The organism is Pseudomonas capsici (assembly GCF_017165765.1).
Taxonomy (GTDB): Bacteria; Pseudomonadota; Gammaproteobacteria; order Pseudomonadales; family Pseudomonadaceae; genus Aquipseudomonas; species Aquipseudomonas capsici.
In genome coordinates, this window is record NZ_JAFGZD010000002.1 from 35,025 (window position 1) to 48,077 (window position 13,053).

General features: G+C 54.9%; 13 protein-coding genes. 3 read left to right on the forward strand and 10 right to left on the reverse strand.

Annotated features, from left to right (window positions below; all coding sequences use genetic code 11):
- Nucleotides 1-38: 38 nt before the first annotated feature.
- Nucleotides 39-941, reverse strand: a complete 903-nt coding sequence (locus JSY17_RS02930) for a DMT family transporter (RefSeq protein WP_183134012.1) — start codon at nt 939-941, stop codon at nt 39-41.
- A gap of 185 nt (nt 942-1,126) precedes the next feature.
- Here JSY17_RS02930 and JSY17_RS02935 point away from each other — a divergent pair, with 185 nt between their 5' ends.
- Nucleotides 1,127-2,017 carry a 2OG-Fe dioxygenase family protein gene (locus JSY17_RS02935; protein ID WP_122371721.1) on the forward strand — a complete coding sequence of 297 codons (891 nt, stop codon included), beginning with the start codon at nt 1,127-1,129 and terminating at the stop codon, nt 2,015-2,017.
- 67 nt (nt 2,018-2,084) lie between these two features.
- Here JSY17_RS02935 and JSY17_RS02940 read toward each other — a convergent pair whose 3' ends face one another.
- From JSY17_RS02940 to JSY17_RS02960, 5 genes are all read right to left on the reverse strand, one after another.
- Nucleotides 2,085-3,419: an LLM class flavin-dependent oxidoreductase gene (locus JSY17_RS02940; RefSeq protein WP_122371720.1), complete on the reverse strand. Its 1,335-nt coding sequence runs from the start codon at nt 3,417-3,419 to the stop codon at nt 2,085-2,087.
- Nucleotides 3,420-3,441: 22 nt separating this feature from the next.
- On the reverse strand, nt 3,442-4,215 hold the full coding sequence (locus tag JSY17_RS02945; protein ID WP_206400510.1) for an ABC transporter permease subunit: 774 nt from the start codon (nt 4,213-4,215) through the stop codon (nt 3,442-3,444).
- Complete coding sequence (locus tag JSY17_RS02950; RefSeq protein ID WP_117182090.1) at nt 4,212-4,832, reverse strand: amino acid ABC transporter permease; 621 nt, start codon at nt 4,830-4,832, stop codon at nt 4,212-4,214. Before JSY17_RS02950 ends, JSY17_RS02945 begins: the two co-directional genes overlap by 4 nt.
- Nucleotides 4,829-5,650, reverse strand: a complete 822-nt coding sequence (locus tag JSY17_RS02955) for a substrate-binding periplasmic protein (RefSeq protein ID WP_122371719.1) — start codon at nt 5,648-5,650, stop codon at nt 4,829-4,831. The genes JSY17_RS02950 and JSY17_RS02955 overlap by 4 nt, the downstream gene beginning before the upstream one ends.
- A gap of 106 nt (nt 5,651-5,756) precedes the next feature.
- Nucleotides 5,757-6,485: an amino acid ABC transporter ATP-binding protein gene (locus tag JSY17_RS02960; protein ID WP_206400511.1), complete on the reverse strand. Its 729-nt coding sequence runs from the start codon at nt 6,483-6,485 to the stop codon at nt 5,757-5,759.
- A 295-nt stretch (nt 6,486-6,780) separates the two neighbouring features.
- Between JSY17_RS02960 and JSY17_RS02965 the strand changes: the two genes are divergently transcribed.
- Nucleotides 6,781-8,490, forward strand: a complete 1,710-nt coding sequence (locus JSY17_RS02965) for a helix-turn-helix domain-containing protein (RefSeq protein WP_206400512.1) — start codon at nt 6,781-6,783, stop codon at nt 8,488-8,490.
- Between the two features lie 34 nt (nt 8,491-8,524).
- On the opposite strand, the gene JSY17_RS02970 is transcribed toward JSY17_RS02965, so the two are convergent.
- From JSY17_RS02970 to JSY17_RS02985, 4 genes are all read right to left on the reverse strand, one after another.
- Nucleotides 8,525-9,823 carry an NAD(P)/FAD-dependent oxidoreductase gene (locus tag JSY17_RS02970; protein ID WP_117182094.1) on the reverse strand — a complete coding sequence of 433 codons (1,299 nt, stop codon included), beginning with the start codon at nt 9,821-9,823 and terminating at the stop codon, nt 8,525-8,527.
- 66 nt (nt 9,824-9,889) lie between these two features.
- Complete coding sequence (locus JSY17_RS02975) at nt 9,890-10,063, reverse strand: DUF3094 family protein (RefSeq protein ID WP_117167578.1); 174 nt, start codon at nt 10,061-10,063, stop codon at nt 9,890-9,892.
- Nucleotides 10,064-10,099: 36 nt separating this feature from the next.
- Nucleotides 10,100-10,609 carry an MOSC domain-containing protein gene (locus JSY17_RS02980; protein ID WP_117167577.1) on the reverse strand — a complete coding sequence of 170 codons (510 nt, stop codon included), beginning with the start codon at nt 10,607-10,609 and terminating at the stop codon, nt 10,100-10,102.
- Nucleotides 10,606-11,235 carry a DUF1780 domain-containing protein gene (locus JSY17_RS02985; protein WP_117167576.1) on the reverse strand — a complete coding sequence of 210 codons (630 nt, stop codon included), beginning with the start codon at nt 11,233-11,235 and terminating at the stop codon, nt 10,606-10,608. Before JSY17_RS02985 ends, JSY17_RS02980 begins: the two co-directional genes overlap by 4 nt.
- A gap of 385 nt (nt 11,236-11,620) precedes the next feature.
- Here JSY17_RS02985 and JSY17_RS02990 point away from each other — a divergent pair, with 385 nt between their 5' ends.
- Entirely contained in the window at nt 11,621-13,027 is a 1,407-nt protein-coding gene (locus JSY17_RS02990) for a TolC family outer membrane protein (protein WP_206400513.1), read from the forward strand.
- Nucleotides 13,028-13,053 lie beyond the last annotated feature (26 nt).

The window sequence follows — 13,053 nt, forward strand, 5'->3', positions numbered from 1 at the left end:
TTTGCTGAGGAATTATCGGCAAACAGAAAGCATACAAGTTATCGGGTAGCGGGTGCCGCATTTTTTGATCTGCAAAACCAGACACCCAGCAAAGACAGGATAAAACCGGCAATTTGTACGGGCACGAGCCTGTCTCCGAAAATAGCCCATGCCTCCAGCGCAGCCAGTGGAGGCGCGAGTAGTAACAGGGATGTTGTTTTAGTCATGTCCCCGTTCCTGATCAGCCAGACCAGAGAAAGTGTTCCCAGTCCTGACAAGACCATAACGGCCCAGGCAAGAGAAAAGATGAAGTTTGCATTGAGGATCAGGTGTGACTCGCCAAGAGACAGTATCAGGATCAGTGATGTAAACGCCGAAAACAGGTTCTGCAGTGCCATGGAAGGCAAGAGTTCAGATGACCCGAGGGAGGTTTTTTGCAGGATGGTGCCAAGGGTTATCGAGAGCACGGAAAGCAGGGCAACCAGTAATACCCAGAATGAGTAATCAGGGTGGTTGCCTGTTTGAAATGAAGGCGAAAGGACGAGGGTGACACCGGAAAGTCCGATCAGGATACCCAGAGCCTGAAGGGGGGAGATTCTTCCCTTCAGAAAGGTGATCGAAATCACGACTGTCAGCAGTGGCTGCAAGGCACCCAGCAGAGCCATCAGAGCGGCGGGTAGTCCTTTTGAAATGGCCCAGTAACTTCCGCCCAGGTACAGCCCGTTGATCAGCAGACCTGCAACGATGTGTTTGTGCCACTCATTGAGTGGAGGCCATATTTTTTTGAATAGTGCAGAAACGACAGCGAACAACAGAAAGGAAAAAAAGAAACGAATGGCCAGGAAGATGTTGGGCGACGCGGAACCCACAATCATTCTTCCAACAATAAAGCCGGTGGACCAAAGGACAACAAACAGGCAGGAAACAATCAGGACCGTGTTGTTATGCAGCTTGGCTTTCAATATGTTCTTCCCTGAATAAATAAATTGGCAGGAGATTTTGAGTTCGACTTTTTGGAAAGTCAATAGTGTTTAAGGCGTGAGTGGGCACTAAGGCTGTCTGAGAAAATTTGTTTTCAAAGAAGCTTTATATTGCCCGCACATCCGGGCGGCTCTCGATCTTGGTATTAACTTTAATGAGGTTCACTATGGGTGCTTTTAATCTTGTCGATTTCTTGTCAGAAGTGAAGTTTGCATACGTCAGGGAAAGTTTTATTTCCCTGGACGGGGATGATGTCACGAAAATCGTAAAAGGGCTGGGTGCCACGGATGAGGATCTGGAAAATCTCAAACGTGTCAGCGATAACCTGCCTCCTGATCCGACGTTGCCTTTTCGAGAGTCCAGGAATGGTCGTTTCGAACTGGACTTCGCCAACTCGAAAATCAACCGGATCGAGTTCCAGCCTTTCGTGCTTTCTGTTCAGGAAGACTTTGTACGCCACGACTCGGGGAAGATAAGAGAGTTCAGGGGGATTGGCGATGACCTGCAACTCAATCGTGCCTTTCAGGCATTGCTGCTTTTCAAGGCATTCTTGATCAAGGATACCTCGGTCACCCCAAGGCCAAGCCTTGATTATGATTCCACCAGTCTGGTTTCAACGGTTTTCAACCTCAGAACCATCACGACACCGGAACTGCTGGGTGAGCCTGCGCTGGAAGGCGTGCATGCCGATGGCGTCGACCATACGATGACGACTCTGTTGGGCAAAGAGAATATTACGGATAACAGTGCGATCACTTTTATCCATGACAACAGGGAAAAGAATGGCACCCGCTGGAACGAGGTCAACCCCGAGTATCGTCGAGGGCAGGCACAGCACAAAAAGTTTCTGGATACATTGCTGATCGCCGATCACCAGAGAAAGCACAGCCTTTCGCCTGTGCATGCGGCCGTGAGCGATGCGCGGGCCACGCGGGACATGCTGATCTTCTTTACGCGGCACCCGACGAAGAAAGGGCATATTTCAAACCCTTATGACTCTTTCAATCCGCACAAAGAGATTCCTCTGTCGATCAATTACCCTGAATTCATTGCGTAGGTGTTTTTCATGAGCCCCATCTGCCGAAAGGATGGGGCTGCGCTTTTTAGAAGAACCTGTGCCGACCTCACGTCGGCAAGTCGATACCGGGTAGTTCCAGATGTGAGCGCAGTGTATTGCCCGTATAAGCGGTGCGATAAGCGTTGCGCCGTTGCAGCTCCGGGATGACCAGATCGACGAAGTCCTGCATGCCTCCGGGAAGATGAGGCCACATGATCGCATAGCCATCCACGAGCCCTGCATCGAACCAGTCCAGCAACTGGTCGGCTACCTGCTGCGGATCACCCACCACTACACGATGGCCTGCTGCGCTGGCGACGCGTTCGATAACCTGTCGCAGTGTCATCTGTTCGCGTTGCGCCATGTCCCGAAGCAACTCGTAACGGCTTTTGATGCCGGGAACGGCAGCCGGGTCCAGCTCCGGGAACGGCCCGTCCAGCGGCCAGTCCGACAGGTCCACACCAATGAGCTCGAACAGCAGGGCTCTACCCACTTCGGGTTGCAGCAGACTTCCCAGTTCGGCCTGTTTCTCGCGAGCCTGCGCCTCGGTTTCACCGACGATCACCAGCACGCCAAGCAGCAGACGTATTCCTTCTGCAGAACGTCCATGGCGTTGCGCCAGGTGGCGAATGTCCGAACCGATGCGCTGGGCTTCCTCACGGGTCTGGGCTGCAAAGAACACGGCATCGGCAGTCTGTGCAGCGAAGCTTCTGCCGACATCCGAAGCGCCGGCCTGGAACAGCACAGGATGACCTTGAGGTGAGCGGGGGACATTGAGCGGGCCTTCGACCTTGTAGAACCGGCCTTCATGGCGGATGGGAGTTACCCGTGCCGGATCGGCGAAGCGGGCGTTTTCCTTGTCACCGACAATGGCGTCATCCTTCCAGCTGTCCCAAAGCTTGCGGACTACGGCGACAAACTCTTCAGCGCGGGCATACCGCTCATCATGGGGTGGCAGGCTTGATCCAAAGTTACGCGATTCCGCCTCGCTGGCCGTCGTCACGATATTCCAGCCAACACGCCCGCCGCTGAGATGATCCAGCCAGGCGAAGGTGCGGGCAACGTTGAACGGCTGCGTGTGAGCGGTCGATACCGTCCCTACCAGACCTATATGTTCAGTCACACCAGCGATAAGGGCGAGGGTGCTGATGGGCTCAGCCCGAAAGGGAATGCCCTTGGCAATATTTTTAAAGCCGTCTTTATCCCGATCCTGTGTCACAGCCAGAATGTCCGGGAAAAAGATCAGATCGAACAGGCCGCGTTCGGCCAGTCGCGCGAAATCCTTGTAGTAAGCGGCACTGAGCACTTGAGACGTGCCGGCTTGTGGGTGGCGCCAGGAGGCAATGTGGTTTCCCCCAAGAGCACCGAATGCAGCCAGGTGCAGTTGACGTTGACTGGTCATGGTTTACTCCTTGTATGAGATTTCAACTAACGGCAACCTTGGCGCTCTGGCTATCGTGCTCCGGGGTGGTATTGCCGCAGATACGTGCGGATATCCGGTTGATGACCCCTTGCAGAACATCACTCATGACATAGTAAAAAGCGGCAATGAGTGCGTAGCACTGCCAGGGTGCAACGACCCGGTTGTTCACCAGTACGGTGGTTCTGAAGAAGTCGGTGATTCCGAGTGGATAAAGCAGTGTGGAGAGTTTGAAAACCACAATGGATATCGCGCCCAGCGCTGGAACACAGGAGATCAGTGCCTGGGGCAATATGATGCGAAACAGTATTGTTCTGCGTGACAGGCCGGTGATTTCGGCGGCTTCGATCTGGAGTTGTTCGACACCGGCGACTGCACTGCGCAGGGCTTCGCAATAATAGCTTCCCCCGATCAGGGTCAGCGCCACGACGGCGGCCGATGCCGGTGTCACTCTGAAAGGTAATACCTCAGGCGATACCAGATAGGCCGCGCTGATAATGAAAAGCGGTGGTATGGCCTGAGTGCTCACAACAATGAAGCCTGCGATAAAACCCGGAAGGCCGCCTGCGAGTCGCAAGCCTGCCAGCAGTGCACCGAAGAGCAGCCCCAGCGATACGCCCGTCAAGGAGTAGATGGCAGTCGTATAAAGGCCATCCAGAAAAAACGGCCATGACGAGGCCAGTTCTTTCCAGACCGGATCGATCAGCGCCCATACCCCAAAAAAACCGAAGATGATCAGTAAGCGGTATCTGCCGATAATGGACAGGATGATGTTCATATCCTGTTCCTTAATCTTTTTTCCATGAAATAACCGGCAGCCATTATCGGTAGCGTCAGCACTGCATAGGAGGCCGCTGCCGCGAGGAAACCGCTCAGGTATTCGAAGGTTTGCGACTGCAGTGTTTCCGAGGCTCCGGTGAGTTCCACTACACCAATGAGCGAGACGATCGAGGTGTTTTTAATGATTTCTGCGGTCTGCAGCACCAGCGAAGGGGCGACCAGACGCAACGCTTCGGGCAGACGGATTGAAAAGGCGGTTCGCGACCATGACAGACCTGAACTCAAGGCTGCGTCTTCGTATTCGCCGGGAATCGCTCTGAGCCCTCCCGACAGGATTTCGGCGCAATAGCCGACTTGATGCAGTACCAGTGCAATCACGCCACACACCAGCGGGTTGAGTTGCAGAAGGTAAAAGCACACGAAAAGTTTGACGATCAGAGGGATTTTCATCGCCAGGTCTACATATCCCCGTGCCCATGCAGAGCGGGCGTGTAGCGCCAGGGCGACAGGAGCACTGAGGATTGCAGTGAACCCCAGGCTCATGACGGCCAACAACAGAGTCGTGGTAAAAGCCGAGGCGAACAGAGTGCTCGCCTCATCCCAGAAAGAGATCAATTCTCGATCCCGGGCTGCAGTCGGTATTCAGACCAGAGGGTGAACTCGGGTTTGTAGCCAAAGTGCTTTTCGTACAGTTCGGCAAACTCGCCACGGGCCCAGATTTTCTGGAGGGTATGGTTCAGGTAATTGCGCCAGAGCGAATCGTTCTGGCGCACGATGATTGCCTGCGGATCGGTAAAGAACGCTTCGCCAATCTTCAGACTGTCGCCATAGCGTTTGGCGTAGGCCTTGGCTGAAAAGCTGTTGAGCAATACGGCATCCGTCTGATTCGAGCGCAGGGCTTCAACGGCATCGCTGTAGTTGTCAAAGAACGTGACCTGGCCAGTCGGTACCAGATCTTTGAAAAGTTGGGCGGCGTAATTGTTCTTTGATGTCGAAACCCTTTTGGGCGGCGTGTAGCTCTTGATGTCGCTACTTTCATCGGCCCTGACCAGCGGCACCACATAGTCCCAGTTATAGACAATGGTGAAGTCCAGTACCTGTTCACGTTTTACGGTAGGAGTCGTCGAGCCGAACATGGCATCGATGTTGCCGTTCTTGATGGAGGGAATCTGCACCGCCCCGGAGATGGGCTTGAACTCGACACTCACATTCAGTTCTTTGGCAACAGCCCGGGCAAGGTCCGGAGCGAAGCCGACGCTCTGACCGTCTGCACCGATCTGGGCCATGGGCGGTGCGCTGGGATCTACGCCAATGACCAGTTTGCCGCGCTGTCTGACCTGATCCAGCACTGACACCGGATCGGCAGCGACAGTGGGCAGGGAAAGAAAAGAAGAAAGCAGCAGAATAGCGGCCCCCAACGCATTTTTTTTCATCGGCTTATTCCCTGTATATCGAGTAGTTGTCCTGGAATACAGTTATTCCGGCTGGTCGCTGTCATGTTGGTCTCGGTTCAATAACGGCATGGCGCAGAGTGCGTGATTAACGATGCAGAATACTTTCGATAAAACGAGCGGCCCGGTCAGTTTTCGGGCTGTTGAAAAAGTCCTCGGCAGGTTGTGTCTCGAGGTTTTTTCCATGATCGAAAAAGGCAACTTCATGAGCGACTTCCCGGGCAAAGCCCAGTTCATGAGTGGCGACGGCCATTGTTGTTCCACCCCGAGCCAGGCCGCGCATGACTTCAAGCACCTCGTGGACAAGTTCCGGGTCCAGCGCCGACGTGGGCTCATCCAGCAGCAGTACATCCGGCTCAAGTGCCAATGCACGGGCGATGGAAGCGCGCTGCGCCTGACCGCCAGACAGAGTGGCGGGCCAGGCTGTACTTTTATCGGTCAGACGAACCTTGCCCAGCGCCTCATAGGCTTTTGCTTCGGCATCCTGATGAGAAAGCTGTCTGACTTTGCGCAAGGCCAGCGTGATGTTTTCCATCACCCGCATATTGGGATAGAGTGCCGGTCGCTGGAAAACAAAGCCGATTCGCCCCCGCACTTCAGGTCTGCGCAAGGCTTCACGATCGATTGGAATGTCTCCCAGAAGCACCTCGCCCTGTGTGGACGGTTCAAGCCCGCTCAGGATCCGCAGTAACGTGCTTTTTCCACATCCACTGGGGCCGCAAAGTGCAAGAACCTTTCCTTTCTCAAGAGAAACGGACACGCCGTCCAACACGATTCTATCTCCAAAAAATTTATATAATTCTTTGGCCTCAAGCATTAAATAACTCCAGGGTGAAAAATTAAATATCCCCTGATAGTGTCAGGTAAGTAGGGTGTATGAGGGCGCTACAATAGGGTCGATAAGTTATCAGTCGCTAAAATGCTTTGCAAATAACAAAAGATTCTATTCTTAGAGAATAGGAAGAGGCGGTTTTTGAATTGTTGTAAAAAAACTTTACATTCATGTCGGTGCAGTCATATCTTCTCCGGGCTTGAAAGGTGAAAGGATTGTCTCTTTTGAGCGAGTCCACAGGTGCATGTGGTTTTATGGTAGAAAGAGAGCGGTAATTTACATGGCAGGTTATGAAGTGGGCATCAATGGAATGAAGGCCTCGCATCTCGGCGAGTCTTGTGATTTTGATTATGAGCTGAACCTGATAGGCGACATACTGACTCCTGTTCTGGGTGAGTATAACTTTTCGCTCGCCATTTATGATCATCACAGTAACATGGTGGTGTCTCGCGGTCTGGTATACATTCCTGCTGTTCTACCCGAGAGCCTGAAGGAAAACTCAGGCGTATTGTCCTCATCGGAAAGTCATACGCATCTGCTTTATTGGAGAATCCTGCCTGATCAGGTCGATATGTTTTTTGTCGTCTCGATAAAGAAGGATGGCTGTGCAGAGATCGATGAGAAAATCCTGTCGGTGGTGGGGCGTATCGGTATCCACTTTTTCGGACAGAATATCCTGCTCAACAGGTTTTCACTCTTTCTCAGGCAGTCCATTCAAGAGAGAGATGCTGTCAGTGGACTCATCGAAGATGGCTTGCTTGTCCTCGATCAGTCCGGTTTTCTCAAATATATAAATGAAGCCGGGAAGAAAATTCTCAGAATAGACGATGCGAAACGCCAGTTCCGCGACCTGCTCGGGTTTGAGCCCATTATCGGCGATGTTTTCACGCAAAAGCGGGGCTATGTAAACAAGAAGGTTGTCATTCGGCGAGGTGAAGAGGAAATCCCGTTGCTGGATACCGCCATCCCCATTGCAGATGATGAAGGCAGCATTGTTTCCGTTGTAAATATATTCAGAAGATTCTCCAAGGCTCCCAGCCCGGTTGATCAAGGCTTGCGCAAGGAGTCAGGCGCAGGGTTCGACAAGCTGCTGGGAGCGTCCATTCTCTTTCAGGATGCTGTAGAGCATGCGAAGCAATATGCCGGCCTGAATGAGGTTGTGCTGATCTCGGGAGAGCCCGGCACAGGAAAAAGTACCTTTGCACAGGCGATTCATGGTGTTGATGAAGTTGCTCATGAAGGAATGCTGATTATCGACTGTCCTGTATTGTCGGCTTCCGAATTCAAGACAAGGGTTCTTTCTTGCGTAACTACGCAGGAGCAGGTCGGCAGGTGGGCGTTTCATCCGGATATTCTTCAGTGCCGGACATTGTTCCTTGAGGGGGTCGATGTTCTTCCCGTCTCTATACAGCTGTATCTTGTACAAGCCTTGAAAGAGTATCAAAAAATAGCCGGGCCCAAGATTATCATGTCAACCAGCGATACGATGGCTGTCGTACTTCACGAACAGCGATTGCATCCAAAGTTGCTCGGGATATTGAGCCGTCACAATCTTGAACTGCCACCCTTGCGGAAAAGACCGAAAGACATAGAGCTTTATGCGGACTTTTTCTGGCGTGAAGCTCAGGTGCAGGAAAGCAAGAGAGTCACTATTCCTGTTCGTCTTTGCAAACTGTTGAAGAAACAGGAGTGGAGCGAAAATATTTCACAATTGAAATCGGTGATTCACAAACTGGCGACTGCTCCTCGTCGTTTCAAGTCCGAAGAAGAGTATGTTCAGGAGGTCAGTGATCTTGTCAGGCTGTCCGCTGTTTCCTATCAGGCTACCCGCCCGGATTTTGATCAGCCCTTGATACACGATGCCGAGAAACAGGCCATTTTTCTTGCGTTGCAAGCCATGAACTTTAACGTCTCCAAAGCTGCACTGGCTCTTGGAATAAGCCGTCCCACACTGTATGCAAAAATGAAAAAGTACGAAATAAGCGCCTGAACCCAGGCGCTTATTCAAACTTGACGCTTACAGCTTAATGCAACTTCATCCGTGGCTCGGTTCCCTTGCCGATCTTGCTGCCCAGCATCAGCATCAAGGTGCGGAAAGCGCCATACAACGCCATCTGGTGCATGCGATACAGCGAGATATAGAACATCCGCGCCAGCCAGCCTTCCAGCATCACGCTACCCATCAGATTACCCATCAGGTTGCCCACTGCCGAGAAGCTCGACAGGGAAATCAGTGAGCCGTAATCCTTGTAGGTGTACTCCGGCAGTGCCTTGCCTTCAATCCGCAGGCGCAGTGACTTGACCAGCAAGGAAGCCTGCTGGTGAGCGGCCTGGGCGCGAGGCGGAACGTTGCGGTCGGTGCCTTTCTGTGGGCAGGCGGCGCAGTCGCCAAAGGCAAAGATGTTTTCATCGCGTGTGGTCTGCAGGGTCGGCAGCACTTGCAACTGGTTGATGCGATTGCTTTCCAGCCCGTCGAGTTCATGCAGGAAGGCCGGGGCTCGAATGCCCGCTGCCCAGACTTTCAGGACCGCCGGAATGAACTGGCCGCTGGCTGTGACCAGACCTTCGGCAGTCACTTCGCTGACGGACGAATTGGTCAGCACGGTCACGCCCAGTTTCTCCAGGGTTTTATGTACCGGCGCGCCGATGCGCTCAGGCAAGGCAGGCAGAACCCGCGGCCCGGCTTCGATCACGGTGATGCGCAGGTTTTCCGGTTTGATCTGGCCCAATCCGTAGGACGCCAGCTCATGGGCGGCGTTGTGCAGTTCGGCGGCCAGTTCCACGCCTGTTGCGCCCGCGCCAACGATGGCCACGGTGATTTCCTGAGCGTTGTCGGCTTGTCCGGCGTGGGCACGCAGATAGTGATTGAGCAACTGCTGGTGGAAGCGTTCTGCCTGCTTGCGGCTGTCCAGAAACAGACAGTGCTCGGCCGCACCCTTGGTGCCGAAATCGTTGGTGGTGCTGCCAACCGCCAGTACCAGAGAGTCGTAACCCAGGCTGCGCGCCGGCACCAGTTCTGCGCCGTTCTCGTCCTGAGTGGCGGCCAGATGAATCTGGCGATTCTCACGATCCAGGCCGGTCATGCGCCCGAGCTGGAACTGGAAGTTGTTCCACTTGGCCTGGGCCACATAGTTCAACTCGTCTTCATAAGAGTTGAGCGAGCCGGCGGCCACTTCATGCAGCAAGGGTTTCCAGATGTGCGTCAGATTGGCGTCTACCAGCGTCACGCTGGCGGTGCCTTTCTTGCCCAGGGTTTTACCCAGACGGGTTGCCAGCTCCAGACCGCCAGCGCCTCCGCCAACGATGACAATACGATGAGTCATAAGGATTACTCGGAAGGTTTAAGGAATTCGGGGGTAGGAGCTCGATCTTCGCGAGCGCAAGGCAGCTCATAGCGTCAGATAGCTCAGTAAACGGCTCAGAAAGCCCAGGCCGATGACCACGGCAACCACCAGAACAAGGAGCAGCAATGGCCGGAAAGGCCTGCGCTCAACCTGATGCTGGGGGGCGTTGAGGTAGTGTTGGACACGTCTTTGGTCGTCCGGGTTCAGACGGCTGCTCATTTTTGCCTCTTGCAGACGTTGTCTGCTGTCAGTGCGTTATACCGCTGTTGGCTCCAATGGTTCGACTCGCAGCATGTCATCCAGTCGAATGATTCCGCTTTGTATCACTCGGGCGGTGATTCCGCCATGGCCGCGTACGGCCTGGAAGGTCCCGTGCCCCAGGCGTTGTTCGAGCCGTGCGCAGGGCTGGCACCAGCCGGTGGTTTCCAGAATGGCCTGGCCGACCTTGAATCGTCGGCCTTTGAGGCTGAACAGGTTGATGCCGCTGATGACCAGATTGCGGCGCAGGTCCTGCGGCACGATGGGGTTATCCACAGGTCTGCCCAGCAGCGAACTGACCACCGCCAGATGTTCCCATTGAATCAGCGTCACCTGCCGGGCATTGCGTGGGCCGGGGCGCGAGTGGTCACCGGTCAGCCCGGCTTCGCGACGCGCTTCCACGGCATCCAGCTCGATCATGTCGAGGCGCGATTGCGGGCGCACGCCGATCCAGCGCACCCGGCCTTGTTGAGGCACATCGGCCAGCAGTTCTTGCAGGGGGCTCATAAACTGATTCCAACATCGAAGACGACACTGCGTCCCAGGTTGGTCCGCAGAAAATCCGGAGCGCCCGGATGGGCAAACAATACCCGTGCGAAGGTCGGGCCGACCAGTGACAACGAGCGCCAGCCCTGGCGCAGGTATTCAGTCGGTGGTGGAAAGTGACTGTTGAGATCCAGCACTTCACGCTTGAGGCTGGCAAACGCAATGATATCCAGCTCGCCCAGATTCAGGCCGCGCTCACGATAATTACTGGCCTTCTTGCTTAACGTGGGAGCCAGCCTTCGCAGCAACTCCGACGCCGGGATACGTTTGGGCTTGGCCTCCCGTCGTACCAACTGGCTCAGAGAGAACGCGCTACGTCGCCGCTCCAGTTCCTCACGCCACTCATCGTTGAGACGTCGACCTTCATCGAGGACAAAGAACACCTCGAAACAGGCATCGCGAAACAGCACATCGGGAGGCTCCTGACCCGCAGGCAGGAAGTCTTCATGGCGATGGGGAATATTCAAGCCTTGCAGCAGGCGTTCACAAACCCAGCGCTCGCGCTCCCACTTTCTCGCATTGGAAAGGAAGGAGTTGGCTTGTTCGGCCTGGATTGTGAGCAGGCGCAGGTAGTCTGAATCATCCATGGCCCAAGCTTAGCGCCCAAATGTGAACGAGAAAAACAAAGACTTGGGTGTTTCGGGAGTTTTTTGCGTGGATTTCAGAAGCAGCAGGTCTGCCATGAAAAATACCGGTTTCCCTGACTAGGCTTTGTACGAAATGTATCTGCGCTCGATGATGCTGCGTTAAAAACAGGCTCGTGCGCGAGTCCGGGCTCGGCGCCCCCATCGCAATGCTCATTTACACCAGTAAAGTCGGGCGCGACTCCGACCGTTCCTCGCCTGTTTTTGCCTTGCCTCACCTTCGCTCGAAAACATTTCGTACAGAGCCTAAAGCTTTTGTTCTTTGCGCCGAACCCATGGCGAGCCAATTAAATGACGCTCAGGAATTCCTTTCTCGCATGGAACGTAGATGAATCCCTATTTCTCCCTTGGTCTGGTCATCCTGTGCTGTGCCAGTGCATACAGCGGATCGGCTTTATCGCGTGATTTGCCTGGGCAGCATGCCGATCTGTTAGGCGTTTATCAGGCCGCAGCTCTCAACGATGCGCAATTGTCGGCTGCCCGCCATGCCTACCAGGCCCAGCGCGAAGCCGTGCCCCAGGCACGGGCCGGTCTGCTGCCGAACCTGACCGCCGGGGCGACCTCCGAAGTGACCCGGCTGGAGCGTGATGAACCTGCGTTGAGCCGCGAGCGCAGCGGTACAACCTTCCGTGCCAACCTCAACCAGCCGTTGTTCCGTATCGATCGCTGGTTTCAATTGAAGGCTGCACAGTCCAGTGTGAGTCAGGCCGAGCTGGAGCTTTCCGCTCAGGAACAGACTCTGGTGCTGACAGCCGCTCAGGCCTACTTTGAGACCCTGCGCCAACTGGACGGTTTTGCCGCTGCCCAGGCTGAAGAGGCCGCCCTGTTGCGCCAGCGCGATCAGGCCCAGGGGCGTCTGGAAGACGGGGCTTCCAGTATCACCGACGTGTATGACGCACAGGCTGCCTATGACAATGCCCGCGCCAACCGTCAGCAGGTGCAGCGAAGAGTGGACGATGCCTATGAGGCACTGGAGCGTTTGACCAAGCACACCTACACCTCGATTGCCGGCATGGGGCATCAACTGCCGGTCGAGGCCCCCGTCCCCAATGACGCTCGCGCCTGGGTGGATACCGCCGTGCGGCAGAACCTTGAACTGCAAGCCAGCGCGCATGCGGTCAGTGCCGCCGAGCAGACGCTCAATCAGCGCAAGGCAGGGCATGCGCCGACCATCGATGCCGTCGCCTCCTACCGCAAGGGCGACAACGACAGTTTTGGCTACAGCAACCCTACCGACTTCGGCAGTAACGGCTATCGCGACAAGGTTGCACAGAGCAGCATCGGCATTGAGCTGAGCATTCCTCTTTACTCGGGCGGGATGACCAACTCCCAGATCAAGGAGTCCATCGAGCGCCTTTATCAGAGCCAGGACGAACAGGAAGACCGTCGCCGGGAAGTGGTGTTGAACACGCGCAATGCCTTTCGCGGTATCAATGCCGGAATCGAGCAGATCACGGCACGCCGGCAAAGCATCGTGTCCGGTCAGAAGTCCGTGGAGGCCAACCAGGTCGGTGTGGATGTCGGCTCGCGCAATATTGCCGATGTGCTCAATGCCCAGCGTCAGTTGTACGCGGCAGTCCGTGACTACAACGATGCCCGCTATGACTACATTCTCGACAATCTCAAGCTCAAGCAGGCGGCCGGCACCCTCAGCCCGGACGACCTGAAAACGCTCGCTGCATACCTGAAACAGGACTACAACCCGGCCCGGGATTTCCTGCCACCCGGGCTTTGAGCGTGTTTTTTACGGTGCGTAGTTCA

Bases quoted from the DNA above. Each gene is read 5' to 3' on its own strand.
- JSY17_RS02935 (WP_122371721.1), top strand. From the start codon at position 1,127: ATGGGTGCTTTTAATCTTGTCGATTTCTTGTCAGAAGTGAAGTTTGCA.
- JSY17_RS02940 (WP_122371720.1), bottom strand. From the start codon at position 3,419: ATGACCAGTCAACGTCAACTGCACCTGGCTGCATTCGGTGCTCTTGGG.
- JSY17_RS02945 (WP_206400510.1), bottom strand. From the start codon at position 4,215: ATGAACATCATCCTGTCCATTATCGGCAGATACCGCTTACTGATCATC.
- JSY17_RS02955 (WP_122371719.1), bottom strand. From the start codon at position 5,650: ATGAAAAAAAATGCGTTGGGGGCCGCTATTCTGCTGCTTTCTTCTTTT.
- JSY17_RS02960 (WP_206400511.1), bottom strand. From the start codon at position 6,485: ATGCTTGAGGCCAAAGAATTATATAAATTTTTTGGAGATAGAATCGTG.
- JSY17_RS02965 (WP_206400512.1), top strand. From the start codon at position 6,781: ATGGCAGGTTATGAAGTGGGCATCAATGGAATGAAGGCCTCGCATCTC.
- JSY17_RS02970 (WP_117182094.1), bottom strand. From the start codon at position 9,823: ATGACTCATCGTATTGTCATCGTTGGCGGAGGCGCTGGCGGTCTGGAG.
- JSY17_RS02975 (WP_117167578.1), bottom strand. From the start codon at position 10,063: ATGAGCAGCCGTCTGAACCCGGACGACCAAAGACGTGTCCAACACTAC.
- JSY17_RS02980 (WP_117167577.1), bottom strand. From the start codon at position 10,609: ATGAGCCCCCTGCAAGAACTGCTGGCCGATGTGCCTCAACAAGGCCGG.
- JSY17_RS02985 (WP_117167576.1), bottom strand. From the start codon at position 11,235: ATGGATGATTCAGACTACCTGCGCCTGCTCACAATCCAGGCCGAACAA.
- JSY17_RS02990 (WP_206400513.1), top strand. From the start codon at position 11,621: ATGAATCCCTATTTCTCCCTTGGTCTGGTCATCCTGTGCTGTGCCAGT.